At 70.5% G+C, this 25,272-nt stretch carries 22 protein-coding genes, 2 tRNA genes, 1 other RNA gene, 1 pseudogene and 1 other annotated feature; of the genes and pseudogenes, 17 read left to right on the forward strand and 9 right to left on the reverse strand.

Features of this window, described 5'->3' with window-relative positions; genetic code table 11:
• Positions 1-31 precede the first annotated feature (31 nt).
• The 4 genes from JNK12_23615 (at position 32) to JNK12_23630 (ending at position 4,080) form a co-directional block, all read left to right on the forward strand.
• Positions 32-346: an XdhC family protein gene (locus JNK12_23615; GenBank protein ID MBL8778937.1), complete on the forward strand. Its 315-nt coding sequence runs from the start codon at positions 32-34 to the stop codon at positions 344-346.
• 2 nt (positions 347-348) lie between these two features.
• Positions 349-1,164: an XdhC family protein gene (locus JNK12_23620; GenBank protein ID MBL8778938.1), complete on the forward strand. Its 816-nt coding sequence runs from the start codon at positions 349-351 to the stop codon at positions 1,162-1,164.
• A gap of 66 nt (positions 1,165-1,230) precedes the next feature.
• Positions 1,231-1,836, forward strand: a complete 606-nt coding sequence (locus tag JNK12_23625) for a YqgE/AlgH family protein (protein MBL8778939.1) — start codon at positions 1,231-1,233, stop codon at positions 1,834-1,836.
• Between the two features lie 102 nt (positions 1,837-1,938).
• Entirely contained in the window at positions 1,939-4,080 is a 2,142-nt protein-coding gene (locus JNK12_23630) for an immune inhibitor A (protein ID MBL8778940.1), read from the forward strand.
• 240 nt (positions 4,081-4,320) lie between these two features.
• On the opposite strand, the gene recR is transcribed toward JNK12_23630, so the two are convergent.
• The 3 genes from recR to dnaX all read right to left on the reverse strand — a co-directional run bounded on the left by recR (position 4,321) and on the right by dnaX (position 7,480).
• A complete protein-coding gene (recR, locus tag JNK12_23635; GenBank protein ID MBL8778941.1) occupies positions 4,321-4,923 on the reverse strand; it encodes a recombination protein RecR in 603 nt (200 codons plus the stop codon).
• Positions 4,924-5,358: a YbaB/EbfC family nucleoid-associated protein gene (locus JNK12_23640; GenBank protein MBL8778942.1), complete on the reverse strand. Its 435-nt coding sequence runs from the start codon at positions 5,356-5,358 to the stop codon at positions 4,924-4,926.
• A gap of 85 nt (positions 5,359-5,443) precedes the next feature.
• A complete protein-coding gene (gene dnaX, locus JNK12_23645; GenBank protein ID MBL8778943.1) occupies positions 5,444-7,480 on the reverse strand; it encodes a DNA polymerase III subunit gamma/tau in 2,037 nt (678 codons plus the stop codon).
• 98 nt (positions 7,481-7,578) lie between these two features.
• Here dnaX and ffs point away from each other — a divergent pair.
• The 8 genes from ffs to JNK12_23685 all read left to right on the forward strand — a co-directional run bounded on the left by ffs (position 7,579) and on the right by JNK12_23685 (position 14,408).
• An RNA gene (ffs, locus tag JNK12_23650) (signal recognition particle sRNA small type) lies at positions 7,579-7,677 on the forward strand.
• A 45-nt stretch (positions 7,678-7,722) separates the two neighbouring features.
• A tRNA-Ser gene (locus JNK12_23655) sits at positions 7,723-7,810 on the forward strand.
• 53 nt (positions 7,811-7,863) lie between these two features.
• Positions 7,864-10,380: an SMP-30/gluconolactonase/LRE family protein gene (locus JNK12_23660; GenBank protein MBL8778944.1), complete on the forward strand. Its 2,517-nt coding sequence runs from the start codon at positions 7,864-7,866 to the stop codon at positions 10,378-10,380.
• A gap of 67 nt (positions 10,381-10,447) precedes the next feature.
• On the forward strand, positions 10,448-12,043 hold the full coding sequence (locus tag JNK12_23665; protein MBL8778945.1) for a hypothetical protein: 1,596 nt from the start codon (positions 10,448-10,450) through the stop codon (positions 12,041-12,043).
• Between the two features lie 51 nt (positions 12,044-12,094).
• Positions 12,095-12,349, forward strand: coding sequence for a type II toxin-antitoxin system prevent-host-death family antitoxin (locus JNK12_23670; protein MBL8778946.1), 255 nt, complete (start codon positions 12,095-12,097; stop codon positions 12,347-12,349).
• Positions 12,232-12,732: a type II toxin-antitoxin system VapC family toxin gene (locus tag JNK12_23675; protein ID MBL8778947.1), complete on the forward strand. Its 501-nt coding sequence runs from the start codon at positions 12,232-12,234 to the stop codon at positions 12,730-12,732. Before JNK12_23670 ends, JNK12_23675 begins: the two co-directional genes overlap by 118 nt.
• A gap of 228 nt (positions 12,733-12,960) precedes the next feature.
• Complete coding sequence (locus JNK12_23680) at positions 12,961-13,335, forward strand: winged helix-turn-helix transcriptional regulator (GenBank protein MBL8778948.1); 375 nt, start codon at positions 12,961-12,963, stop codon at positions 13,333-13,335.
• On the forward strand, positions 13,335-14,408 hold the full coding sequence (locus tag JNK12_23685; protein ID MBL8778949.1) for a TIGR03086 family protein: 1,074 nt from the start codon (positions 13,335-13,337) through the stop codon (positions 14,406-14,408). The genes JNK12_23680 and JNK12_23685 overlap by 1 nt, the downstream gene beginning before the upstream one ends.
• Positions 14,409-14,434: 26 nt before the next feature.
• Here JNK12_23685 and JNK12_23690 read toward each other — a convergent pair whose 3' ends face one another.
• Positions 14,435-15,913 (reverse strand): radical SAM protein, encoded by a 1,479-nt coding sequence (locus JNK12_23690; protein MBL8778950.1) that lies wholly within the window; start codon positions 15,911-15,913, stop codon positions 14,435-14,437.
• Between the two features lie 283 nt (positions 15,914-16,196).
• Here JNK12_23690 and JNK12_23695 point away from each other — a divergent pair, with 283 nt between their 5' ends.
• Positions 16,197-17,279, forward strand: coding sequence for a hypothetical protein (locus JNK12_23695; GenBank protein MBL8778951.1), 1,083 nt, complete (start codon positions 16,197-16,199; stop codon positions 17,277-17,279).
• A 75-nt stretch (positions 17,280-17,354) separates the two neighbouring features.
• Positions 17,355-17,804: a nucleoside deaminase gene (locus JNK12_23700; GenBank protein ID MBL8778952.1), complete on the forward strand. Its 450-nt coding sequence runs from the start codon at positions 17,355-17,357 to the stop codon at positions 17,802-17,804.
• Here JNK12_23700 and JNK12_23705 read toward each other — a convergent pair whose 3' ends face one another.
• Positions 17,805-18,452, reverse strand: a complete 648-nt coding sequence (locus tag JNK12_23705; protein ID MBL8778953.1) for a hypothetical protein — start codon at positions 18,450-18,452, stop codon at positions 17,805-17,807.
• A gap of 63 nt (positions 18,453-18,515) precedes the next feature.
• Here JNK12_23705 and JNK12_23710 point away from each other — a divergent pair.
• Positions 18,516-18,605: transfer RNA gene (locus JNK12_23710), tRNA-Ser, on the forward strand.
• Positions 18,606-19,028: 423 nt separating this feature from the next.
• Here the strand turns inward: JNK12_23710 and JNK12_23715 are convergent.
• Positions 19,029-20,215, reverse strand: a pseudogene (locus JNK12_23715) (IS3 family transposase).
• Positions 19,869-19,982: a sequence feature (AL1L pseudoknot), on the reverse strand. Its footprint overlaps the pseudogene before it by 114 nt.
• Positions 20,216-20,337: 122 nt before the next feature.
• On the opposite strand from JNK12_23715, the gene JNK12_23720 reads away from it, so the two are divergent.
• Positions 20,338-20,940 carry a transposase gene (locus JNK12_23720; GenBank protein ID MBL8778954.1) on the forward strand — a complete coding sequence of 201 codons (603 nt, stop codon included), beginning with the start codon at positions 20,338-20,340 and terminating at the stop codon, positions 20,938-20,940.
• 33 nt (positions 20,941-20,973) lie between these two features.
• Positions 20,974-21,153, forward strand: a complete 180-nt coding sequence (locus tag JNK12_23725; protein MBL8778955.1) for a transposase — start codon at positions 20,974-20,976, stop codon at positions 21,151-21,153.
• Here JNK12_23725 and JNK12_23730 read toward each other — a convergent pair.
• The 3 genes from JNK12_23730 to JNK12_23740 all read right to left on the reverse strand — a co-directional run bounded on the left by JNK12_23730 (position 21,127) and on the right by JNK12_23740 (position 24,870).
• Positions 21,127-21,702, reverse strand: coding sequence for a recombinase zinc beta ribbon domain-containing protein (locus JNK12_23730; protein MBL8778956.1), 576 nt, complete (start codon positions 21,700-21,702; stop codon positions 21,127-21,129). The genes JNK12_23725 and JNK12_23730 overlap by 27 nt on opposite strands.
• Before the next feature lie 222 nt (positions 21,703-21,924).
• Positions 21,925-22,821, reverse strand: coding sequence for a hypothetical protein (locus JNK12_23735; GenBank protein MBL8778957.1), 897 nt, complete (start codon positions 22,819-22,821; stop codon positions 21,925-21,927).
• Between the two features lie 15 nt (positions 22,822-22,836).
• Complete coding sequence (locus JNK12_23740; protein MBL8778958.1) at positions 22,837-24,870, reverse strand: DNRLRE domain-containing protein; 2,034 nt, start codon at positions 24,868-24,870, stop codon at positions 22,837-22,839.
• Positions 24,871-25,272 lie beyond the last annotated feature (402 nt).

Genomic DNA, 25,272 nt, shown 5'->3' on the forward strand with positions numbered 1-25,272 from the left:
CGCCGTTCGCCCGGCCCGCCATGATGGGCCCGTGAACGACATCCTCGACGATCTGCGCCGCTGGCGCGGGCAGGGCCGTCGCGTCGCGATCGCGCGCGTCGTCGACGTCGACGGCTCGAGCCCGCGCCCCGCCGGCGCCGCCATGGCGGTGTCCGAGGACGGCGAGGTGGCGGGCTCGGTGTCCGGCGGTTGTGTGGAGGGGGCGGTCGTGGCCACCGCGCTCGAGGTGCTCGAGACGGGCGAGCGGCGCATCGAGACCTACGGCTACTCCGACGACGAGGCGTTCGCGGTGGGCCTCACCTGCGGGGGCACCATCCACCTCTTCGTCGAGCCGTTCGACTGGTAGCCGTGCCCGACACCTTGTTCGACCAGCTCGCCGCCGCCATCACCGCCGGACGCCCGGCCGTGCTGGCGACCGCCATCGACGGCGACCAGGCCGGCGCCAAGGTGCTGGTGGTCGCGCCCGAGGAGGGCGACGGCCTCCAGGTGACCGCCACCGGGTGGACCGACGACCAGCTCGAGCGGGCCGTTCGCCGCGATGCGTCGGCCGCGGTGACCTCGGGCGCGACGAGCGTCCGGCGCTACGGGGACGGCGGCCGGCTCGAGGGTGACGCCCACCGGGTCTTCCACGAGGCCTTCGTCCCGCCGCCGCGGCTGATCATCTTCGGCGCGGTCGACTTCAGCGCCGCCCTGGCGCGCGTGGCCAAGGTCCTCGGCTTCCGGGTCACGGTCTGCGACGCCCGCCCGGCCTTCGCCACGCGCGCCCGCTTCCCGGAGGCCGACGAGGTGATCGTGGACTGGCCTGACCGCCACCTCGCCGAGGTCGGCGGCGACCTCGGGCCCCGGGACGCCGTGTGCGTGCTGACCCACGACGCCAAGTTCGACGTCCCCGCCGTCGTGGCGGCCCTGACCACCGACGTCGGCTACCTCGGGGCGATGGGATCACGGCGCACCACCGAGGATCGGGCCCGGCGCCTGCGCGAGGCCGGCGTCACCGACGAGGGTCTGGCCCGTCTGCTCGCCCCCATCGGCCTCGACCTCGGTGCCCGGACGCCCGAGGAGACCGCCGTCGCCATCTGCGCCGAGATCATCGCCTGCCAGACCGGGCGCGTCGTCCCCCGCCTCCGCGACACGGACGGGCCCATCCACGGCCTCCGCTCCTGAGGCGTCTCGGACACGACCCCGGGAAGCGACGAGCGGCGCCGCCGCGACGGGGCCACACTTGGGGCCATGGCGTCGGAACGGGAGGAGTGGGACGAGGCGGCCGACGCCGATCTGGGGCTCCGCACCCTGCGCGGGCGCCTGCTGGTGGCCTCGCCTGTGCTCACCGACCCGAACTTCGACCGGACGGTGGTCCTCCTCGTCGAGCACGGCGCCGACGGTGCGTTGGGCCTGGTGTTGAACCGGCCGAGTGAGCTGCCTCTCGGCGAGGTCCTCGACCGGTGGGCGCCCCGAGCGGCGGCGCCGGGGGCCATGTTCCTCGGTGGCCCCGTGCAACCCAGCGCGGTGATCTGCCTCGCGGCCGGCGACACGCCCGACCCGGACGATCCCGTGCTGACGCCGACCGCGGTGCCGGGCATCAGCCTGGTCGACCTCGACGGCGACCCCGACGTCGTGCACCCTGGGATCGAGGTGCGCTGCTTCGCCGGCTACGCGGGGTGGGGCGGTGGCCAGCTCGAGGCCGAGATCGACGAGGGGTCGTGGTTCGTCGTCGACCCATTCCCGGCCGACCCCTTCGTGCGCCGCCCGAGCCGCCTGTGGCGCGACGTGCTGGCCCGCCAGCCCGGTCCCCTGGCCCGGTACGCGCTGTATCCGTCCAACCCCATGGTCAACTGACCCGTCGATCGAACCGTCGATGTCCCGCCTTCCCGGGGGCGCGGTAGCGTCGGGCCCACCAGCGGCGGCCCGGCGGAGCCCCGGACGAGGGACAGGTGAGGGATGCGACGCAGCACGACGAAGGTGACCACGACCGTGACGCTGGTGGTGGTGCTCCTGGTGGGCAGCCTCGGCGTGGCCGCGGCACAGGAGGCACCGGCGCCCGAGGCCGCCGGTTTCGCCCCCGGCGCCAACGGCATCGGCGACCCGTACTTCCCGAAGGACGGCAACGGCGGCTACGACGTCTCGCACTACGGGCTCGAGCTGGCCTACGACCCGGCCACCGACGTGCTCGAGGGAGTCGCCACCATCGACGCTCGCTCCACCCAGAACCTGTCCCGCTTCAACCTGGACTTCGACGGGCTCGACATCTCGTCGATCACCGTCGACGGCACACCCGCGACGTTCAACCGGAGCAACGGCGAGCTGCGGGTGCTGCCCGCCGCCGGCATCCCCGTGCGCACCCACTTCCAGACCGTGGTGACCTACAGCGGGGTCCCGATCGCCCAGAGCGGCATCGACGAGGGCAGCGGCTGGATCCCGACCGACGACGGCGTGCTCGTCGTGGGCCAGCCCCACGTGGCCTCCACCTGGTTCCCCGCCAACGACCATCCCCGCGACAAGGCCGCCTTCGACATCGCCATGACCGTGCCCGAGGGCCTCGAGGCGGTGGCCAACGGCGCGCTCGTGAGCCACGACACCGCGGCCGGCGAGACCCGCTGGGTGTGGTCGGCGCCGGCGCCCATGGCCACCTACCTCGCCACCGTCAACGTGGGCGAGTTCGTGCTCGACGAGTACCACGACGCCGGCGGCCGCCCCGACGGCGTCGACTACGTCGACGCGCTCGACCCCGACATCTCCGCCGGCATCGCCCCCCACACCGGCACGCAGTTCGCCTTCTCCCAGGCGGCCCAGGACAGCTTCAAGCGCCTGCGCCGCAACATCGCGGTGCCCGCGGAAGGCGCCACCATGACCTTCTGGATCGACCGGGACACCGAGTCGAGCTGGGACCACGTCTTCGTCGAGGCTCGCCACGTGGGCCAGCGCGACTGGACGACGTTGCCCGACGGCAACGGCCACACCGACCAGGACACCGGCTCGTCGTGCCCGTACTGGCTCGGCCTGCACCCCTTCCTCACCCACTACCAGACCGACTCGGGCGACGGTGGCTGTGCACCGTCGGGCACCACGGGTGACTGGCACGCGGTCAGCGGCCACTCCGACGGCTGGGAGCAGTGGTCCGTCGACCTCGGCGCCTTCGCCGGCACGACCGCCCAGGTCGCCATCTCCTACGCCAGCGACGACTCCGTCCAGACGCGGGGCGTGGCCGTCGACGACATCGAGGTGTCGACCGGCGAGGGCACGACCTCCTTCGAGGCCGACGGCGACGCCATGGACGGGTGGACCGTCCCCGGCGCCCCGCAGAGCAGCGGCGCCAACGAGAACGACTGGGTGGTGATCACCGAGGCCGAAGGCCCGCCGTCGTTCGGCGAGGTGGCCCAGGGCGTCCTCGACCGCCAGCCCGAGATCGTCTCGTTCCTGGCCGGCAACTTCGGCGACTACCCCTTCGCCGACAGCGGCGCCATCGTCGATGACCTGCGCGACCTCGGCTTCGCCCTGGAGAACCAGACCCGGCCGATCTACGCCCCCGAGTTCTTCGCCTCCGCCGACGAGGGCGAGTCGGTCGTCGCCCACGAGCTCGCCCACCAGTGGTACGGCGACAAGCGGGCGCTGCCGATGTGGAAGCACATCTGGCTGAACGAGGGTTTCGCCACCTACGCCGAGTGGCTCTGGGCGGAGCACGACGGCGGCCCGACGGTGCAGGAGATCTTCGACAGCTTCTACGCCATCCCCGCCGGCAACGGCTTCTGGCGGCTGAACATCGGCGACCCGGGGCCCGCCAACCTGTTCGCCAGCCCGGTCTACTACCGAGGGGCCATGGCGCTGCACGCCCTGCGCCTCGAGATCGGCGACGCCGACTTCTTCACCCTCATCGAGCAGTGGGCGGCGCAGCCGAACAGCGTGCGGGTGACCACCCGCAACTTCACGACGCTGGCCGAGCAGGTCTCCGGCCAGCAGCTCGACACCCTCATCCGGGACTGGGTGAAGACCACCGCCAAGCCGGCGCTGTCGGAGTCCCAGGCCGAGGCCACCTCCCCCGCCACCCCACCCGAACGACCCCTCGCCACCCCCCACGTCCACTGATCGGTCGTTTCGGGGCAGATTTCTTGGCCGTAACACTTGACGCGGGTTCGCAATAATCGTAATGTGACCGCAACGTTCGAGATCGAGCCACGCACCCGAGGACAACGACGTCCAGAGGAGCACCCTCCCCCCTTCGGCTCGGTTGCGAATCGCTGAGGTGCCGTCTCCGGTGAGCGGGTCAAGTCCGCCCGCGCCCCGCTCACCGGGGCGGCGTCTCAGTCCTTTTTTCGTTTTGGGTCGCTAGAGCGCCCGGCGGCCTTCGAGGGCCTGGCCGAGGGTGAGCTCGTCGGCGTACTCCAGGTCGCCGCCCATGGGCAGGCCGCGGGCGATGCGGGTGACGTCGAGGCCGAGCGGGGTGAGCAGGCGGCTCAGGTACATGGCGGTGGCCTCGCCCTCGATGTTCGGGTTGGTGCAGAGGATGACCTCCTTCACCACCCCGTCGCCGAGGCGGGCCAGGAGCTCCTGCACCCGCAGCTGGTCGGGGCCGATGCCCTCGATGGGGCTGATGGCGCCCTGGAGGACGTGGTAGCGGCCCTTGAACTCGCCGGTGCGCTCGACGGCCACGAGGTCTCGGGGCTCCTCCACCACGCACAGGACGGCGGCGTCGCGCCGGGGGTCGGCGCAGATGCCGCACTCGGTGCCCTCGGCGATGTTGAAGCAGGTGTCGCAGAACGCCACCCGCTCCTTGGCCTCGACGATGACCCGGGCCAGCCGCAGGGCGTCCTGCTTGGGCAGCTTCAGCAGGTGGAACGCGATGCGCTGGGCCGACTTCGGCCCCACGCCGGGCAGGCGTCCGAGCTCGTCGATGAGGTCCTGGACCGGGCCGGCGTAGACACCCGCCACTCAGGTCTCCCCGAGGGCGCCCCCGAGGCCACCCAGGCCCCCGAGGTTCACGTCGCCCAGGTCGAGGCCGCCGATCGAGCCGCGCTGGAGGTCCTGCACCTGGGACGTGACGTCGCGCAGGGCGGCGAGGACGAGGTCGGCCAACATCTCGGGGTCGTCGGGGTCGATGACGCCCGGCGCGATGCGGACGTCCTCGAACTCCATGGCCCCGGTCACGGTGATCTTCACGGCGCCGCCGCCGGACTGGCCCTCGATGACGGTGGCCTCGAGCGCCTGCTGCGCCGCCATCATCTGCTCCTGCATGCGGGCGGCCTGCTCGAAGAGGCCCCCGAGGTCGGGCATCCCGCTGAGACCGGGGATGCCGAGACCGCCGGCATCCTCGTCGGGGCCGGACACCCCGTCGGGCACGGCCGGGACCTGCGGGTCGTCGCTCATATCGCTTGCGCCTCCTCCGTCGGCGCCCCTTCGGGATCCGACCATCGTGTGTTGCGCTGCACCGCTCCGCGGCGCAGCCTCTCGATCACGAGGGTTCCTCCTCGATGACTTCCACGGCGCCGAAGGCCTCGGCGAGCTTCTCCACCGCGCTCTGGTCCTCGCCGGTGGCGTCGACCAGCTCGGCGGGGTCGATGGACTCCTCGTCCTCGGGCCCGTCGTCGACCGCGGCGGCGCCATGGGGCGGGGCGCCGGCGGGTGCGCCGGCGCCGGCGGGCCCGGCGGCCAGCGCGGCCTCGACCACGTCGGCGTCGACGATGAGGCGCAGCGCCACCGGCTGGCCGAAGTGGGCGGCGAGGACGGCCTCGACGTCGGGCCGGTACTCGTCGCAGCGCTGGCGGTGCATGTCGTTGGGCAGGGCGAAGACGGCGGTGCCGCCCTCGACACCGGCGAAGCGGCCGCCGCGGAAGCGGGCCTTGGCCGCGGGGGCGAGCTTGGGCAGCAGGCCGTCCTCCCAGACCGCCACGATGGCGGCGAGGTCCGGGGCGCCGTCGGCGGCGGGTGCCGGGGCGGACGGTGCGGGGGCCGGCGCCGCGGGGGTGGTGGCCGGCTCGGCGTCGGACGCCGCGGGCGGCGTGGCCGGCGCCGCTTCGGGGGCCGTGCGGTTGCGGGCGCCGAGGGCGGGGCGCGAGGCCGACGGGCCCGTCGGCGCGGACGACGCCGGTGCCGCGGCGGCGGGAGCGGGCGCCGGAGGGGGCGGGGCGGGAGCGGGGGCGCTCTGCTGGCGGGGCGCGCTGCCCACCCCCGCCGAGCGCTCGGCGCGGCGGAGGATCTCGCGGGCGGCGTCGGCGGGTGCCGCGCCCGCGGCGCCCACGGCCGGTGCGTCGGAGGACTCGGGCTCGGGGGCAGGGACAGGGGCAGGGGGAGAGGAGGCGGCCGGCGCCGAGGAGCGTGGCGCCGCACTGTCCGTGGCGTCCGGAGCCGGGGCAGCGGCAGGGGCCGGCGCCGCCGCGGGAGCCGCCGCCACCACGCCGCCGCGCTCGAGGCGGTCGAGGCGCTCGGCCAGCGCGGCCACCGAGGTGTCGGTGTCGACCCGGGTGAGGCGCACCAGGGCGACTTCGAGGGGGATGCGGGGATCGGGGGCCTGGCGCATCTCGACCAGCGCCTCGCCCAGCACCTCGAGGGCTCGGGTGACCGCCGGCGCGCCCATGCGCTTGGCGTAGCCGTCGACCACCGCTCGGTCGCCGTCGGGCAGATGGCCGAGGTCGGCTCCCATCGAGGCGAGGAACACGTCGCGCAAGCGGCCCAGGAGGCCCTCGCCCACCAGGCGGGGGTCGCGCCCACGGCGCACGTCGGCGGCGATGCCGAGCAGGGCGGCGCCGGTGTCCCGTTCGGCCAGGGCGTCGACGAGGGCGTCGACCGATTCCATGCCCTCCGCCACGCCGCCACCTGCGGCCACCCGGTCGAGGGCCGACAGCGTGTCGCGCGCCGATCCGGCACCCTCTCGCAGGACCTGCTGGAGGGCCTCGTCGGTGACGTCGAGGCCGGCGTCGCCCACCACCCACGTGAGGTGCTCGGCCAGCTCGTCGGCGTCGAGCAGCCCGAAGGGCAGGTGCTGGGTGCGGCTCTTGATGGTGGGCAGCACCTTCTGCGGGTCCGTCGTGGCGAGGATGAACACCACGTGGCCCGGCGGCTCCTCGAGAGTCTTCAACAGGGCGTTGGACGCCGCCGTCGAGAGCATGTGGACCTCGTCGAGGATGTACACCTTGGTCCGACCCGGCGTGCCGATGGCGGCCCGGTTGATGAGGTCGCGCACGGCGTCGACGCCGTTGTTGGAGGCGGCGTCGAGCTCGTGGACGTCCATCGACGTGCCCGCCTCGATGGCGAGGCACGAGTCGCACTCGCCGCAGGGCTCGCCGTCGGTGACGTTCGTGCAGTTGAGGGCCTTGGCCAGGATGCGGGCGGTCGACGTCTTGCCCGTCCCCCGGGGCCCGCTGAAGAGGTAGGCGTGGCTGACGCGGTCCTCCGCGACGGCGTTGCGGAGCGCCCGGACGACCGCTTCCTGGCCCCGGACCTCGCTGAACCGCTGCGGGCGGTAGCGGCGGTAGAGCGCTTGGTGGGCCATCGCGCCGACTCTACCGATCCGCGGATCGGCTGGCGTCCGGCGGACCCGGACGTCGGGGCGAACCGCTATCCTGTCCCCGCTCGCCCTTCGAGTGTGGCGGCCGGGTCCTGTGCAATGGCGACCCGTGAACCGGGTCAGGGCCGGAAGGCAGCAGCTCTCAGCGGATCTCGCCGTGTGCCGCAGATCGCCTGGCCGTCACACTCGGGGGGCGAGCACGTTCCACCAGCAGGACCAGCATTCCGGGAGGGGTGCGAGAGCGGCCGAATCGGCACGCTTGGAAAGCGTGTGTGGGGAAACTCACCGTGGGTTCGAATCCCACCCCCTCCGCCAAGCCGGCCGACGAGGTCGCAGCGCGTTCACGGCGGACGCGCCGGGGAGGGGCCATGCGGGGACGACGGGCCACCGGCGGGATGGTCGTGACGACGATCACGCCTGCCCTCATTGCCGTCCTCGCGGTCGCCGTGGCGGTGGCCTTCCTGGCCGTACCGTCGCCGGCCGCGGCCGATCCCGGCGACCACACCGTCGTGTCGCACCCCGGCGGGCACATGGGGCCGCCGCGCGACCTGACTTCGGGACCGGACGGGAACATCTGGGTGGCCACCTACGACGACAGCGTCTCCCGGGTGTCGCTCGGCGGGACGGTGACCAACACGAGGCTCCCCCAGACGGCGTTCGCCCTCCGGTCGCTGGAGCGGGTGACGGCCGGCCCCGACGGCCAGGTGTGGGGGCTCGTCGGCTTCAGCAGCTGGTTCGGCTCGACCATCAACGCCGTGTGGAGGGTGGCACCCGACGGGCAGGTCGATGAGGTCGCCCCGAGCCTGGACGGGATCCTGATCGACCTCGTCACCGGTTCGGATCAGGGGGTCTGGGTGTCGAGGGCGCCCCGCTCCATCATCCGCATCGATCCCCGCACCGGTGCGACGCAGCCCGTCGCCACGCCCGCGGGACGGGCCGCCCCGCTCGAGCTCACCCGCGGCGGCGACGGTGGGGTGTGGTTCACCACGACGCCCGGCCGAGGGCAGACGCCGGCCATCGGCCGGCTCGATCCAACGACCCGGACCTTCCGGTACTTCCGGATCGGGGCGTCTCCCGCCGGCGATCTCGTCTGGGCCCGGGGCGCGTTGTGGTTCACCGTCCCGGGTCGGGGGCGGATCGGACGGCTCGACCCTGCCACCGGCACCCTGGCCTTTCGAGATGCCGGCTTCCCGAACCCGGTGTCGATCGTCCGGTCGCTCGGGCGCCTGTGGTACAGCGCAGGCGGCGACGAGACCTGTGCGGTCCCGACGGTGTACTGCCAGTATCCCGGAGACCCTCGCCTCGGACACCTCGACATGGGCACCGGCAGCGTCTCCGTGACCACGCCCCTGGCCGGCGCCGGCGACGTGGGCCGCCTCGCAGCCGCCCCCGACGGGAGCGTGTGGTACGTCCGGCCGGGCACCGCGGCGCTCGGCCGCGTCGATGCCCGAGGTACGGCCACCGCCATCGTCGATGACGACAACTCGCCGAACGGCCCCGTCGGCGTCGCCGCCGGCCCCCGCGCCGCGGTCTGGATCACCAGCGGCGGCGACGACCGCATCGGGCGGATCTCGCCGAGCGGCCGGTACACGATGTACGCGGACGCCGAGCACGAGGTGGATGCCCCGCAGGGCATCACCGCGGGGCCCGACGGCTCCATGTGGTTCGCCAGCGCGCGCAACGACCGCATCGGCCGCATCGATCCGACCACCGGCGCCATCACCACCATCGCCGATCCCGCCGGCAAGGTGGACCGCCCGACCGACCTGGTCACGGGCCCCGACGGCGACGTGTGGTTCACGAGCAGGAACAACAATCGGATCGGCCGTTTGGACCCCGCCACCGGCACCATCGAGACCCTCAGGAACCCGGAGGTCGACCGGCCCACCGGCATCACCATCGGCCCGGACGGCGCGCCGTGGTTCCGCTCGTCCGGCAACCAACGGGTGGGGCGCATCGACGTCGAGACCGGCACCATCACGACGCTGCCCACGCCGATCCCTCCGCCCGCGCCCGGGGCAACGCTCGACACCGGCATCGCGACCGGTCCGGACGGCGCCCTCTGGTTGCCGTCACGCGGGACGAGGCGGATCGGGAGGTTGGCCCTCGACGGCAGCTACAGCGAGGTCGCTCTACCCCCGGATGACGGCGCACGACCCGTCGACGTCGCGGCCGGTCCCGACCAGGCGATGTGGGTGAGTCGCACCGGCGGCACGATCGTCCGGATCACGATGGCGCTGCGGACCACGACCTTCGGCAGCGGCGCCGACCTCGGTGCCATCACAGTCGGCTCGGACGGCAGCCTGTGGGCCACCCGCCCGCGATGGGGCAGCGTCGTGCGCCATGAGCCTGGCGGCTGGCCCGCCGCCGGTTACGAGGACGTGCCCGCCGAGCCCGACATCGAGGCCGCCGACTGGGCCCGCTTCTACGGACTCGTCGAGGCCCGCCTCCAGTGCGTCGGCGGCCCCCGCACCGCCATCTGCGAGGAGTACCTGGACCCCGAGACCGAGCTGAGCCGCCTCGCCGCCGTGCGGGCGCTCTGGGTCCTCGCCGGCCGACCCGCCGAAACGAGGCCGGCCGCCTACGCCGACCTCCCCTACGACCTCGACGAGGATGGCCACACCTCGGTGCGGTGGGCCACGGCGGCCGGGATCGTCGGGCCGGATCCAGACGGCAACCTCCGCCCCCAAGAGACCGTCACCCACGAAGCCCTGGCGGCGATGCTCCAGACCATGCTCGGACCGTCGTTCCCCGAGCTCACAGCCGGCGGGGCGGCGCCGATCACCCGGCTGGCCGCGATCACGGCACTACACGGGCTCGCCGGCGATCCCTCGGCCTGGGCGTCGTGGGCGGGCCCACTGCCCCCACCCGTCTGGTGGGAGTGATCGTGGAATCGTCCGGACGTCGATCTCGCCGAGTCGCTCGGTGACGCGAACCGGGAGGGGTTCTCCGATGTTGCGCGGTCTCGTGAGCGGGATCGCCCTGGCGGCGCTGGCGGCCGCCTTGGTGGAGGTCCCGGCGGCGGCCGGCGACACACCGACGCTCGACCAGTGCACGAGCACACCCGTCGCACCAGCGGTGTCCGGGTGGTACGACCGAGGGGGCGTCGACGTGGCCGCAGACGGATCGGTGGTCGCCTTCATCTCCGACCACGACCTCACCGGGGCGAACCCGGACGGGAGCCAGGAGGTGTTCGTCTACGACATCGCCACGGCGGCCCTGACCCAGGTCCCCTCGCCGTCGGACCGCTCGGTCCAGTCGGTGGCGGTGTCCAACGGCGGCAGACGAGTCGTGTTCAGCCGCGGCTACTCGTTCAGCACCCGCGGCGGAACCGTGACGGTGAGCCAGGTCCTCGCCCACGATCGTGCGACGGGCCTCACCTCGGCACTGACCGACGGCTACAACGGCAACTACGGCGGGCTTCGAGTCACCCCGGACGGCACCCAGGTGGCTTTCGCAGGCGCCGACTTCGTCACCGGGGACGGGGGGATCTTCCTCAGCGACGGGACCAGCCCCGGTGAGCTGGTGATCGACTCGTGGGGTGCGGGATCGGTGTCGGTCTTCCCGGACCGGCACCGCCTCCTGTTCGTCTCGAGGGACGACCTGACCGGGCAAAACAGCCTGCACGAGGACCAGGTGTTCCTCTTCGACCCCTCAGCCCCCGGCAACCACCTTCGCCAGGTCACCGAGGGCGTGCGTGGCTCGTGGAACCCGCACCTCCTCGCCGACGGCCATCGATTCACCTACGACTCCTTGGAGGATGTCGAGGGGCTGAACCCGCAGCACCGCTACACCACGTACGTCCACGACCTCGACACCGGATCGACCGTCCTGCGGTCGTCCATCGGGCCCACGGGCACCCTCTCCGACGACGCCACCCACGTGATCATGCGGACCTCCGCCGACCTCGTCGGCACCAACCCGACCGGAGACATCGAGCTCTTCTCCCACGACGTGGCCCGCGGCACCGTCACCCCGCTGACATCGACCGCGCACGAGTCGCCCCGCGTCGAGGACCTTTCGGTGGACGGGCGCGTTATCGCGGTGAGCGACGACCTCGACTCCTTGGGCGTTCGCAACGAGCTTTCGGTGCTGACGACGTGCGATCCGGCGCCCCGGTCGGACGCAGCCATCGCCACCGCCGCCACCCGGCGCTTCGTGGGCGACGACGTCTACGCCGTGAACCCGACCCAGGCGCAGAAGGCAGCGAGTCCGATCGCCGCCGGGGGGAGCCGGTCGTTCCTCGTGCGCCTGCAGAACGACCGCACCGCCGTCGACTCGCTGACGGTGGCCGGCCGTGACGCCGGCCGACCGGGCTACACGGTGCAGTACAAGCACCTCGGCGTCGACGTCACGAGCCAGGTCGAGGCGGCCACGTTCACCACCGGCCCGCTCGAGCCGGGCGCCGCCGCAGTGCTCCAGGTGAAGATCACCGCCGACCCCGGCGTGCCCACCGGCGCGCGCCACAGGGTCGACGTGACCGCCCGCTCCGTGGCCAACCCCGTCGCCGGCGACACCGTCCGCGCCCGGGTCACGGCGTTCCGCTGAACGCTCTGACCGGACCTCGTCGGTGCGTCGCATATGTGCTACGGTCGTCGCATGTCCGAGGTCGCCTCCCGGGAGCTGCGCAACAACACGCGCGGACTGCTCGACCGCGTCGAGGCCGGCGAGTCCGTGACCATCACCGTCGACGGCCGAGCAGTGGCCGTCCTCGAGCCGATCGCCCGGCGTCCACAATGGCTGTCCCGCGACGAATTCGTTCGTCGGTTCGTCCCTCGTCAGGCCGACCCGGCACTCGCAGCCGAGCTCCGGGAGCTGGCGCCCGAGACCACGGACGACCTCCCACCGCTGTGAGCAGGGGGCTAGCCGACACCTCGGTCTTCATCGCCCGGGAGTCGGGGCGCCCGTTGGACCACGCCGCCCTGCCCGACGAGCTCGGGGTCTCGGTCGTCACCATCGGCGAGCTCCGCGCCGGCGTGCTCGCCGCGGGCGACATCGAGACCCGCAGCCGGCGCCTCGACACACTGACCGAGGCCCTGGCCCTCGATCCCGTGCCGATCGACGATCGGGTGGCGGAGTCGTGGGCGAGGCTGCGCCTCCTCCTCCGCGACAGCAAGCAGCGCATGCCGGTCAACGATTCGTGGATCGCGGCGACCGCACTCGCCCTGGGGGTCCCCGTCGTGACCCAGGACGACGACTACGTGGACATCCGCGGGCTCGCCGTCGTGCGGGTCTGACCCCGCTCAGGGGCGGAGCTCGACGAAGGCGAAGGCGTCCCGGAGGCGCCGGCGGCGCATGACCGCGAAGCTCCTGGCGTCGACGAACGAGTACTCCCGCTCGTCGTGCTGGCGCAGCCAGGCCAGCGCGAGGTCCTGATCGTCTCGGGTGACCTTGCTCGATGCTCACCCGGCCGATAGTGATGTAAGAACTTTACATACCGATATCAGTATGCGATAGTCGTCGCCATGGCTCCCAACGCGGTGGCGACCGACGTGTTCAGCGCGATCGGCGACCCCTCCCGCCGGCGCATCCTCGAGGCGCTCGCCACCCGGGAGGCCACGGTCAGCGAACTGGTGGCCCTGCTCGACCGACCCCAGCCGCACGTGTCGAAGCACCTCGGCGTGCTGCGGGAGGCGGGCGCCGTCCAGTGCCGGCCCGACGGCCGGGCCCGCATCTACCGGCTCGACCGGGATGCCCTGGCGCCCCTGATGAGCTGGCTCGACCGCCTCACCGCCGACGTGAACGAGCGCTACGACCGCCTCGACACCTACCTCGACGACCTCCAGCACCCCGCACCAGACGACCACCACGACCACGACGAACCTGAAGGAGACCGCTGATGGCCACCCGCCACGGCTCGGCCACCGTCGAGCTCCCGTCCGACACCGAGATCCTCATCACCCGCTCCTTCGAGGCACCCCGCAGCCTCGTGTGGGAGCTGCTCACCACCCCTCGCCACCTGCTGCGCTGGTGGGGCCCCGGGTACTGCCCCCTCGTCGCCTGCGAGGTCGACCTCCGCCCCGGCGGCGCCTGGCGCTACGTCTGCCGCATGGTCGGCGGGGAGGCCGACGGCGAGGAACTGGCCTGGCACGGCGAGTACCAGGCCATCGACCCCGGTGAGCGCATCGTCAGCACCGAGGTGTTCGAGGGCTACCCCGACGCTGCGTCGCTCAACACCATGACCCTCACCGAGGCCGACGGGGTCACCACCCTCACCACCCTCGTGCAGCACTCGTCGAAGGCCAACCGGGACGGTCACGTCGACAGCGGGATGGAGGGCGGGATGCAGCAGACCTTCGACCGCCTCGACGACCTGGTCGCCGTCGCCGACACGCCCGCCGAGCGCTTCCGGCGGGTGGCCGGCGCGTTCGGCGACCTCGTGCACTCGGTGCCCGGCGACTCTTGGGGCCGCCCCGCCCCCTGCGAGGGCTGGGTGGCCCGGGACGTGGTCGTCCACCTCCTGTCCTGGGTGCCCAGCGTGCTGGGGCGCAGCGGGCTCGACCTGCCGGCGCCGCCGGACGAGGCCGCGGGTGACGACGCCCTCGCCCCAGCGTGGGACGCGTTCGCCGGCGCACTCCAGGGCGCGCTCGACGACGCGGAGGTCGCGGCCCGCACCTTCGACGCCGGCCCTCCCGGCGAGATGACCGTCGAGGCCGCCATCGACATGCTCGTGACCGGCGACGTCCTCGTCCACACCTGGGACCTCGCCACCGCCGTCGGCGCCGGCGACGACGTCCGCCTCGACGCCACCATCGCCCGCGAGATGCTCGTCGGGATGCAGCCGATGGACGAGATGCTCCGCAGCAGCGGCCACTACGGCCCGAAGGTCGACGTCGCCCCGGACGCCTCCCCCCAGGACCAGCTGATCGCCTTCACCGGCCGCGACCCCGGGTGGCGCCCGCCGGCGGCCTGACCGCGCACCGGGGGCGGCCGCTCACCTCAGGGAGGCAGGGTCTCGCTCACGGTGACGGTGACGTGACGGATCCAGCCCGCTTCGTCCCGCAGGGGCACCGCCACCGACCGCACCGCGGTGTCCCCGGCCCGGAAGGTGCGCTCCACGACGTCGGTCTCGATCGTGCGTCGCCGGTCGCCGCTCAAGGCGCCGAACCGGCGGTGGACCGCCGAGTCGAGGTGACCGAGGTGCACGCCGATCAGCTCCGCAGGCTCGATCTCGAGCCAGGCGGCGAGCGCCGGCGAGCAGTCGAGCACGATGTCGTTGGCGCCCACCTCGAGCGTGCCGACGACGCCGTCGATCTGACTCCCGTCCGCCGCCACCGCCACCTGCTCGTCAGCGCCGTGTTCACCGCCTTCACGCCGACGAGGGAACCCGACGATGGTCTCCGCATCGATCTCTGGGGCCGGAGCGACCGACCCGTCGGCCGCCAGTGCCACCTCGATCCGCCGGATCTGCGCCTCGAGCACCCCGGCGTTGTGGGCCCCCAGCCGCGGCAGCACCCGCCGGGCCTGCTCGTCGAGCGAGGCGGCCACGACGTGGAGCTGGTCGCGCGACAGCCGCTCGAGGGACTGCGAGGCCGGGGTCGTGACCACGGCGACGTGGACGTGGACGTCGCGCTCCTCGGCGTGCAGGAGCAGGTCGCCGAACTCCTCGTAGTTGTCGGGCATGAGGCAGTGCGAGATGTTGACCCGCTTGCCGCTGCGGCGCCCGTACTCGACGAACCGGTCGAGGTTGGTCAGCACCGTCTCGAAATCCGCGCCCTGACGGATGGACTCGAAGGTCCCCTTCGTCATGCCGTCGATCGACACGGTGACGCCGGGAGCGAGCGTCTCCAGCACCTGCTCGACCCGCTTGCTCCACTGCGTGCCGTTCGTGGTGATCCCGATCTCGGCCCCCGGGTTGTGCTCGGCGAAGAGGTCCCACGCGCGGAAGTTCTCCGCCCCGAGAAACGGCTCGCCCCCGACGAAGCTCGCCCCGTCGAGGTGGGGGATGAAGGTCGCCAGATCGTCGAAGAACTCGTCGCCGTAGGCGGGCGGCGAGGGACGACGCCCCTCGCGGTGGATGCGGATGGCCGACGAGTTCTCGCCGTTGCACATCGTGCACTGGAGGTTGCACGCATTGGTGAGGGCGAACTCGATGCGGGTCGGGAAGGGCGGCGCCGCCGACCGCACCCGCAGCGTGTCGTACACCCGGGCGTACATCGCGATGCCCTGGTCCTTCTCCCAGGCGCAGTAGCTGCAACCGTGGGAGAAATCACCCTCCCGGAGCCGGCGCCGCAGCTCCCGTTGCTGCACCCCGTCCCAGATCTCGGTGAGGCGTTGGACCCGGATGTTGCCGAGGTAGTTCGAGTTGGCGCAACAGGCGCGGACCTCGCCCTGCGGGCCGAGGTACAGGTTGGCGTAGGGCGCCAGGCAGGGCGCCCGGAGCGCGGCCCGCCGGGCCGACGACGCAGCCCGTCCCATCCGGCGTCGCAGCGCCACCCCCGCCATGAACCCCCACAAGCGATGTCGAACTAGCGAACAGTGATTGACCTGTCACGATACTGCACCTCGTCGACGTGCGCTGGGGCACGGAGACCGCCGCCCGCGACGGGGAGCGCGTGGCCGTCGGCCTTCCAGATTGAGTAGCGACTACTCAGGACCGCCGGGCGGGAAGACGGGAGACTGCACGGGCGACGCCCGTCCGAGGCGACGACCCGACCCTCCGGCGCCTCGGCACCGGACCCCACGAAAGAGACCACGCTCCATGCTCCGACCTGCCCACCGACGACGCCTACTCCGACTCGTCGTCGCCCTCGCACTGGTGGCCGGCATCGCCGGCTCGACCTCCTCCACGGCCACGGCCGCGCCCCGCCAGGAGGCCGCCGACGCGGAGGCCTTCACGACGCTGGCCCTCCTCAACGGTTGGAGCAACTACGGCAGCGGGTCGAACGCGGCCAAGGTGTCGGTGTCCAACGGCGTCGTCCGCTTCAAGGGGGCGATCGAGACGGCCGGAACGGACCCGGTCGCGTTCGTGCTGCCGCCGGGCATGCGCCCGTCGAAGCGGGTCTTCATCCCGGTCACCCTGTGCAGCGCCACCAATGGCCGCCTGCTCATCCGCCCGAACGGCACGGTGGAGGTGGACAGCGAAGGACCCTTCTCCGACGCGCAGTGCTTCACCTCCCTCGAGGGTGCGTCGTTCACGCTGGCCCCGGCCGGCCAGACCGACCTCACCCTCCTCAACGGCTGGGTCGGCGGTCCGTCCAGCACCCGACCGGCCAGGGTCGCCAACATCGGTGGCGTCATCCATTTCAGCGGCGCCATCTCGACCGCCGGGGCCAGCAATCGGCCCTTCGTGCTGCCCGCGGGGATGCGGCCCGCCGCCACCGTGTTCGTCCCGGTCGACCTCTGTGGGGCGTCCGACGGCCGCCTGCGCATCACCCCGAGCGGCACCGTGACCGTGCAGACCGACGACGGCTTCGCCGACGCCCAGTGCTTCACCTCCCTCGACGGTGCGCACTTCGTGCTCAACCCACCGAGCGCGGGCCTGCTCACCCTCACCAACGGGTGGACCGGCCAGCCGTACCACACCCGCAAGCCGCGGGCGACGCTCGTGGGTGGCGCGGTGCAGCTGAGCGGTGCCATCGCCAACGGAACCAGCGCGGAGCTGTTCATCCTCCCGGTGGGACTGCGGCCGACGAAGCTCGTCTACATCCAGGTGGACCTGTGCGGCGCCGCCAACGGGCGCCTCATCATCGAGCCCGATGGCACCACCGAGGTCGAGGCAGAGATTGAGTTCAGCGATGCCCAGTGCTTCCTCTCGCTGGAGGGTGCCAGCTTCGCCCGCTGAACATCTGCGACGTGCGGTCCCGAGCGGGGCGGCCCCGGCCGCCCCGCTCGGCGCGTCCGGGTTAGGTTCGGCCCGATGGACGACCACGAGGCGATGGGCCTCGCCCTGGAGGAGGCCCACGCTGCGCCGGCGCATGGCGATGTCCCTGTCGGAGCCGTGGTGCTCGTCGATGGCGAGGTCGTGGCGCGGCGCCACAACGAGCGGGAGGCGGCCGCGGATCCCACGGCCCACGCGGAGGTGCTGGCGCTCCGCGACGCCGCCGCGGCCCTCGGTCGCTGGCGCCTCGACGACGCCACCCTCGTGGTCAGCCTCGAGCCGTGCGCCATGTGCGCCGGCGCCGCCGTCTCCGCCCGGCTCGGTCGCCTCGTGTTCGGTGCCCCCGACCTGAAGGCGGGCGCGACCGGCTCGCTCTACAACCTCTGCGCCGACCCCCGCCTCAACCACGAGGTGCCCATCACCGCCGGCGTGCGCGCCGACGAGGCCGCCGCCCTGCTCACCACCTTCTTCGCCGAGCGCCGGGGCTGATCAGCCGACCCGCACCATCGCGGTGCGGATGATGCTGGCCGGCAGGAACATCTTGGCGGCGTCGTCGATGGCGTCCTGGTAGTCGCGGTGGGCGTCCCTGGCGTCCGCCGCTGCATCGACGGCGGCAGGGTCGGCGTGCACCGCTCGCCAGGTGACCTGTCCCAGGGGGCCGTAGGCGTCGGTGAGGAACGTGACGGGGGCGCCGGTGATGGCGGCGTAGAGCTCGGCGACCTCGACCCCCCAGGCCCGCACGGTCTGGATCTGGCCGGGTGCGGGGAGGGCCGTGACGAGCTCGACCACGGCGCCGATGGGTGGACGGGCGACGGCTTCGGGCGACGTGAGGTGCACCACCGCCCGGAGGCTGTCCTCGAAGGGTGCGGTGGCGAACTCCTGGCCGATCTCCGCGGCCTGGAGGAAGCCCTGGTGACCGGCCACCTTGCCGATCTGCTCGGTGAGGTGGGCCCGGGAGTCGACGAAGGTGTTCCACGCCACGGTGCCGCCGGGGAAGCCGAAGCTGCCCGTCCAGAGCGTGACGTCCCAGTCGCCGGCCTCGTTGGCCTTCTCCATCATCGCGAGCGCCCACTCGACGGGGCGCACGGGACCACCGGCGAGCGTGAACGTCCGGGAGAAGAGGAACTGCCCGGTCACCCCGCCATGGTGCCACAGGTACCGACTTCGGTCGGATCGGGGTGTCCCGCTAGCATCGACCCCGGAAGGTTGCCAGAGCGGACGAATGGGACGGCCTCGAAAGCCGTTGTGGCCTCCGGGTCACCGTGGGTTCGAATCCCACACCTTCCGCCAAGTAGTGCTCTTTCAAACCCCGGCCCCTGTTAAGGCGGTCGGGGTTCTCTGTTTCACGGTCCAGTCGGCGCAGGAGTTCAGCTTCGACCATCTGGGCAAAAGGGTCTGCAAGCCGGGTGTAGACGGGTTCTTGGTAGTCGACCGCGATGCGGTCGAACAGAGCCTGGTTCCAGTGCCGGCGGGCTTGTGGCCCAGCCTGCTGGTAGGCCCAGTGGGCATCTGACACGAGCCGCAGGGCCAGGGCCAGATTCCGGCGGATGACGTCGGCCTCGATGGACGCCTCCCGGATCGCTTGCTCGGCTTGGACCAGTTCGGCGGTGATGGCGTCTTGCTTGCGCTTGAGGGCTCTTCGGATCTGAGCGGGGTGCGGTAGCGGGCTGAGGGTCCCCGGGTGAACCGCCCTGGGTCTGATGGAGGCTGTTTCTATTGGATTCCAACCCCGGTGGGGTCGGTCTGTTGGGCAGCGTAGAACGCTGCTTCGAACTCTGCGGGCGGCACGTCGTCGCAGTGGCCGTGGAGGCGCTGCTCGTTGAACCAGTGCACCCACGCGAGGGTCTCGAGCTCGAGCTGGTCGACGTCGTCCCACACCGCCGGAGCATCCGGGCCTCGGACGCACTCGGCCATGTAGAGCCCGTTGGTGGTCTCGGCCAGCGCGTCGTAGCTGTCGGCGACGGTCCCGATCGAGGGACGCGCGCCGATCTCGTCGAGACGTTCGGTGAACCGAACCGACGTGAACTGCGACCCGGCATCGGAATGCGCGACCAACCCGACGAGGCGGCGGCCGCCCCGGGAGCGCCTCGCCATCTCCAAGGCGTCGAGAACCATCTCGGTGCGCATGTTCGACGCGACCCGCCACCCCACGATCCGACGGGAGAACGCGTCGACGATGAAACACACATAGGCCATTCCCGACCGGGTCGGAACGTAGGTCAAGTCCGTCACCCACAACGCGTCGGGCCGGTCCGCGGTGAACTGGCGGTTCACCAGGTCGGGTGCCCGCGTCGCGTCCGGATCGGCGATGGTGGTGAACACCTTGCGCCGCCGGCGGCTGATGCCTTCGATCCCGAGTTGGCGCATCAACCGGGCCGTCTGGTCGCGGCCGATGTCGTGACCGGCGCGCCGGGCTGCCTTCCAGAGCTTGTGGGCCCCATAGACCTTGCGGTTCGTCACCCACAGCACCATCAGCACCTGGGCCATCACCGCGTCGCGCAACGCCCGCTGCGACGGCGACAACTCACGCCTCTTGGCCGCGTAGTACGTCGACGGGGCCATCTGCAGCACCTTGCAGATGGGCTCGACCCCGAACTCGGCCCGGTGGCCGTCGATGTAGGCCACCATCACTTCTGTGGGCGGTCGAGCTCCGCCGCGAAGAAAGCCGACGCCGACTTCAGAATCGCGTTCGCGCGGCGCAACTCCCGAAGCTCTTGTTCCAGGGCCTTGACCCGCTCCGCGTCCACGGTCGACGTCCCCGGCGCGTCGCCCCGGTCGATCTCGTCCTGTCGGACCCACATCCGCACCGACTCGACCCCGTACCCGAGCTGGTCCGCGACCCGCTGCACCGTCCCGTGATCGGTCCCGAGCTCAGCGCGGAGCTGGCGCACCAGCCGCACCGCCTGCTTCTTCTCCGCGTCGCTGTAACGACGCGTCGTCGGCTTCCCCGACGGCCTTGCGTAGGCATGACTCCATCCTCGTTTCCAAGGTCAGGAGCCTCCAACCAACCCAGGGCGGTTCAGTGCGGGCGCTGTCGTTGGACGAGACCTTGTTCGTCCGAGAGGGGCCGTGGCGGACCCAGCGGTGGTCGACCCAGATGGTCGACGCCCGCAACGGGCAGCTCCTCGACGTGGTCGCCGGGCGCACTGCGGACGCCCCCGCCCGCTGGCTCGAAGCCCGCGACCCGACCTGGCGGGCGAGGATCCAGTGGGCGGTCATGGACCTGTCCGGCCCGTATCGGGCCACGTTCGACACGATGCTCCCGCACGCAGTGCAGGTCGCGGACCCGTTCCACGTCGTGAAGCTGGCCGGGGCGAAGCTCGACGAGTGCCGCCGGCGGGTCCAGAACGAGACCCTCGGCCACCGCGGCCAGAAACACGACCCGCTCTACCGCTGTCGCCGGCTGCTGCTCGCGGCCGAGGAGCGCCTCGACGCCAAGGGTGACGCCAAGCTCCAAGGGCTGCTCCGCGCCGGCGACCCCAAGGGTGAAGTCGCCTACGCGTGGCACGCCAAGGAAGCGGTCCGGTTCCTCTACGACATCCCCAACCCCGACTTCGCCGCCCGCTACATCGACGAGCTCGCCCGCGACCTCCAAGACGAGACCTTCCCGCCCGAGGTCCGCTAGCTCGGCCGCACCCTCAAGCGCTGGCGCAACCAGATCGTCGCCTGGCACCGATCCCGAGCCACGAACGGGCCCGCCGAGGCCGTCAACAACCTCATCAAGCGGGTCAAGCGGGTCGCGTTCGGGTTCCGGAAGTTCCGCCACTACCGGATCCGCTCGCTGCTCTACGCCGGCCGCCCCAACTGGGACCTACTCGCCGGCATCACTCCCCGCTGAAATCCGAAGAGCCCGCTTGAGGACCTCCACCGGCACGTAGGCGTTCAGGAAGGCGTCGAGCAGCTTGTCGCGTTGGGCGTTCAGTCGCTTGATCCGTTTCTGCTGGCGGCTGGTGACGGTGCCCGCCTGCTGGGTTCGGGCTTCCAGAACCGCGTCGAACCTGTCCCGCAGCCGGGCCAGTTGCTCGTCGCTCAACCACTGGACCGATGCGTAGTGGGCCTCGATCTCGTTCTCGGTCGTCTCGACGGGGATGAACGGCAGATCGCACTCGGTGCGCTTCTGGTGGCGTCCGAGACAGAAGTAGTAGTCGTAGATGCCGCCCTTGCTGCCGGTGGCTCTGGTGAAGCAGAGCCGGCTGCCGCAGCGGCGGCAGTAGATGGTGGAGCGCAGGTAGTGCGGGTGGGTCCGTTGCTTCTCGCCGGAGCGGTGTGATTCGAGGATGGCCTGGTTCTTGGCGTAGGTCTCGACCGAGATCAGCGGCTCGTGGTTGCCGCGAGCCTGGATCTCGCCCCACGTGACGAGGCCGGTGTAATAGGCGTTGCGCAGCATGCGGCCGACGAAGCTGGTGGTGACCGGCTTGCCGCCCTGCCTCGCCAGTTGGCTACGGGGGAACCTCGCGAGATGCGCATGCGCAGTTGAGCAGTGACCTCTATCCACTCCGTCATCAACCTGAGCGTGGACCAATCCTGGCTGGCAGGCTGTCGGCCCGCAGCCTGCAGCGCCTCGTCCGTGAGCCGGAGCCAGTGGTCAGGCACCCGTCGAGTGGTAGACCTACGGTTCGATTTCAGCCCGCTCCTCAAGTGCAATCTGCTGACGTCGGAGTGCCTCATTGAGGTTATGCACGAGGCCGGGCTGACTCCGAAGCAGCTCCTCTTGGTATGCCTGCTCTACGGCCATCAAGGTGCCGACGAGATTGACCTCACGCTTGCACGCAACGTCCGCCAGCGCGGTTTCAATCTCCTCCTGGCTGGGCGGTAGCTCCGGGTCCCAGCGCGGGTCATCGTTCGCGTCCCAGAGAGTCCCGTAGGTGTAGCCGGAGCGCTCCATGCAGTCTCGCCACCGTCCCATCACGGCCTCGACTCGACTGTCCGCCATGGCCAGGTCGAAACTTTCAACTAGCGCAGCCTCGAGTTCACTGCGCGCCCGCTCCACAGCGTCAACGCCAGTCGCGGCACGTGCCTGATCAAGGCAGCCGCCCTCGCTGTAAAGAGCTAGCTCCTGTCGGTTAGATGTCACCGCACTTGCTTGAAAGTCAATGCGTGCTTGGACATCAGGCGGGTACGGCGCCGGGTGATACCCGTAGCGCTGAGCATGCTCGGGGTCGATCAGTCCGTACCGCTCGCCGTCGGGGTTCTCCTCCACAACGGCGGCGGGTGGCGATGGTGGTAGCGGAAAGCCGGCCGCCACCATACATTCAGCGGTCGTCTCATCCTGCGCCTGCTGTACGGCCAGATCCTGAATCGCCTGTTCGCGAAACGGGACATTGCCGCTAACTGGCAGAACGATATCTGCCTCAGTTGGGTCTTCAAGTACTGCTCCGAGCTGCGGTTCCTCGCGCGGCGAGTCTGCAGTGGCCCTGTCGCCAGAAGAGCCGGGACGCTGCAGCCAAGTCACAATGCCCACTGCCACAATGGCCACGACAACGATGCCGACCAGATATCTACGCAAGGAACGTCCCAGTTCTTAGAAGCAGAACGAGTGGCTACTCGCCTTGTTATCGCCCACATCATTATTTCCGAGATTGCCATCCTCGCTGTTAATCTCGAACCGCGACTTCGGGCCTCGGTGGGAAGCGTACCGCCACAGCCGCACGTAACATGACTGGCCACGATTCCTCATCGAGCTCGGGCTGTTATCGACGCTGGCGCTAGTCTGCTGACCATCCACCCACCAGTAGTTGTCGCTGTAGTGGTAATCAGTACTGGCCCGCTGCCAGATGTCTTTGCGCTGGCCGCGATTCCAGTCGGTATACCGAAACAGACAAACTTCGTAGATCGAGCAGGTCGCCTGGTTGGCATCCTCGGTCTGACCGACCGTGCCTTCGGCACCCTCGCCAGGCTCCGAGGTGTCAGGACCTACGGTGTCGTTATCGACGTAAACAGTTGCACGAGGTGCCAGAGTCTCATCATACGTGCTGCCCTGAATCCGAGCATCAAACGTGTGATTGCCATCGTCGAGGAGAGTCGTGTCGATTGTGGTGGAGTAGGGAGCGCTGCTATCCGTAGCTACGATTCCTTCATCCACTAGGAACTCAACAGAAGTGACTCCGGTTATCGACGAGTCCACCGATGCGGTGAACGAGATAGTCCCCGCTACATTGTCGCCCGTCGTGGGAGCAGTGATGAGCGCGGATGGCCTAAGCAGGGGCACCGGGTCGCTGAGCCGCGAGCCAACTTCGTTGACGGTGTCCACCGCTAAGGCTTGCCAGGAGATGGGGTAGTTAATAGGAAACCCACTTCCTGTATAGGTAGCGGTCTGACCAGAGTCGACAACACTTGAAGGATATCCGGCGAGGAACGCGCCGGTCGCGCCGTCGTAACTGAAGAAGACGAGTTGCCCGTCGTCCACCTGTGGGTCGGTGTACGTTCCAGAGAGCACGGGCGAGGCGGTCGTCGTGATCTCTTGCGGTGTCAGATTGGTCGGCAGACTCGGCGCACTTGAGAGATCCGGGTCAACCCAGAGGACGTTCAAGGTCGGCGGAACGAAACTCTCTGATGAGCCCCACTGCTTGAACTGAGCCGCGTTGGCCTCATCTCGAGCACGAAGGTACAGCCCATAGTTCGGATCAATGCCGTGAACCCAGTCGCGGACAGCACGCGTAACGTCCGTGACGGCGAACCCGCTGGGGCACGATCCGCTGTGCCCTAGTCCAGAATTGATCGTCCCGATGAGGGGGTCGTCGGCATTTACGGGTCCAGGCCAAGCGGTGGTTCCAGTGCCGTCCCATTCCTCTGTCGCAGAGTAAACATCGGCAGGCGAGCTCGTGCAGGAGCCGGAGCCGTTCTGCACAAGTGCCAGCTCGCCAGCGAGGATCTCGAGACCATCGAGAGCAAGAAGATCGAAATGCAGGAAGGAGCGGTGGGCTCGAGTACCATCGTACCCTGCCTTCAGTACATAGAGGGAAGAATTATCGTTGGTGAGCCCGTTCGACACAAAGGTATCGTCCGCCTCCGACCAGATGTTCATCGTCGGATCCACCATTACCGGAAAGACCCGCTGTGGATCTGCCAGCCAAGCTTGGTCGGCAGTCACCGTTAGTTCAGTACCGTTTTCATCCAGCTCGTACGTGACTGCCTCCGAAGTGGCGGGTGATTCTGCACTGTCAAACATGTAGCCCGGCGGAATCGTCAGACGGACTTGATCACCAGCATCGACAAACGCTATCGAACCGTCCGCGGCCTCACTAGCGGTCAAGCCGGTGGATGCTAGTGAGAAGGTGAAGACATTTGGCGCCGAAGCCGATTCGAGTACGATCGTCTCTTTCAGACCACTCGGCATCGCCTCAAGTTCAATTGAGACACCAGGCTGGACATCGGTGTAGGTCGCCACGTTGCCGTCGATAGTGGGCGCCACTGACGACGCTCCTTCGAAACCGAACTCGACACTTGTATTGTCAGCAGGAGCGAGGCTCGCAAGACTAACGTCGGCCGCGTCCTCCGCGAGCGAGAGGTCGAAGGGCAGCGATGCTCCCTCGAAGCCAGTCTGGGAATCGGCCACCAGAGATGGATCGAGCGGGTGCCAGACGTCTCCGACTTGATGGTTGACAGGCGCGGAAGCCACCTGAGTGAGATACACACCGGGTACGGCGGTCTCATAGGTTCTAGAGGTAGCTGTACGCTCGCTAACGACCTCGTCGCCCTGCGGTTCTTCACCCGGCGCCGGCAGGACCACGGCCTCAGAAGGCAACTCTTCGAAGATCCCAGGCGTAGGCGCCGTGTTCGGTTCCGCTGCGGCCGTTCCGACGGCCGCTAAGGCAAGAGGGACTGCCGCGCGGCGGGGTGACATCTGATCTGTGGTGCTGAGTGGTGCCACGGGAGAGGATGTGCACCATGCCCAAGCCGTATCCGAAGGAGTTCCGCGAGGAGGTCGTCCGGGTCGCCCAGAACCGCGAGGACGGCG

This window comes from Acidimicrobiales bacterium (assembly GCA_016794585.1).
GTDB lineage: Bacteria > Actinomycetota > Acidimicrobiia > Acidimicrobiales > DATDAH01 > JAEUJM01.

Excerpts from the sequence above, each read along its gene's own strand:
- JNK12_23625 (MBL8778939.1), top strand. The coding sequence starts at position 1,231 with ATGGCGTCGGAACGGGAGGAGTGGGACGAGGCGGCCGACGCCGATCTG.
- JNK12_23630 (MBL8778940.1), top strand. The coding sequence starts at position 1,939 with ATGCGACGCAGCACGACGAAGGTGACCACGACCGTGACGCTGGTGGTG.
- JNK12_23640 (MBL8778942.1), bottom strand. The coding sequence starts at position 5,358 with ATGAGCGACGACCCGCAGGTCCCGGCCGTGCCCGACGGGGTGTCCGGC.
- dnaX (MBL8778943.1), bottom strand. The coding sequence starts at position 7,480 with ATGGCCCACCAAGCGCTCTACCGCCGCTACCGCCCGCAGCGGTTCAGC.
- JNK12_23660 (MBL8778944.1), top strand. The coding sequence starts at position 7,864 with ATGCGGGGACGACGGGCCACCGGCGGGATGGTCGTGACGACGATCACG.
- JNK12_23665 (MBL8778945.1), top strand. The coding sequence starts at position 10,448 with ATGTTGCGCGGTCTCGTGAGCGGGATCGCCCTGGCGGCGCTGGCGGCC.
- JNK12_23670 (MBL8778946.1), top strand. The coding sequence starts at position 12,095 with ATGTCCGAGGTCGCCTCCCGGGAGCTGCGCAACAACACGCGCGGACTG.
- JNK12_23675 (MBL8778947.1), top strand. The coding sequence starts at position 12,232 with ATGGCTGTCCCGCGACGAATTCGTTCGTCGGTTCGTCCCTCGTCAGGC.
- JNK12_23680 (MBL8778948.1), top strand. The coding sequence starts at position 12,961 with ATGGCTCCCAACGCGGTGGCGACCGACGTGTTCAGCGCGATCGGCGAC.
- JNK12_23685 (MBL8778949.1), top strand. The coding sequence starts at position 13,335 with ATGGCCACCCGCCACGGCTCGGCCACCGTCGAGCTCCCGTCCGACACC.
- JNK12_23690 (MBL8778950.1), bottom strand. The coding sequence starts at position 15,913 with ATGGGACGGGCTGCGTCGTCGGCCCGGCGGGCCGCGCTCCGGGCGCCC.
- JNK12_23695 (MBL8778951.1), top strand. The coding sequence starts at position 16,197 with ATGCTCCGACCTGCCCACCGACGACGCCTACTCCGACTCGTCGTCGCC.
- JNK12_23700 (MBL8778952.1), top strand. The coding sequence starts at position 17,355 with ATGGACGACCACGAGGCGATGGGCCTCGCCCTGGAGGAGGCCCACGCT.
- JNK12_23730 (MBL8778956.1), bottom strand. The coding sequence starts at position 21,702 with ATGCTGCGCAACGCCTATTACACCGGCCTCGTCACGTGGGGCGAGATC.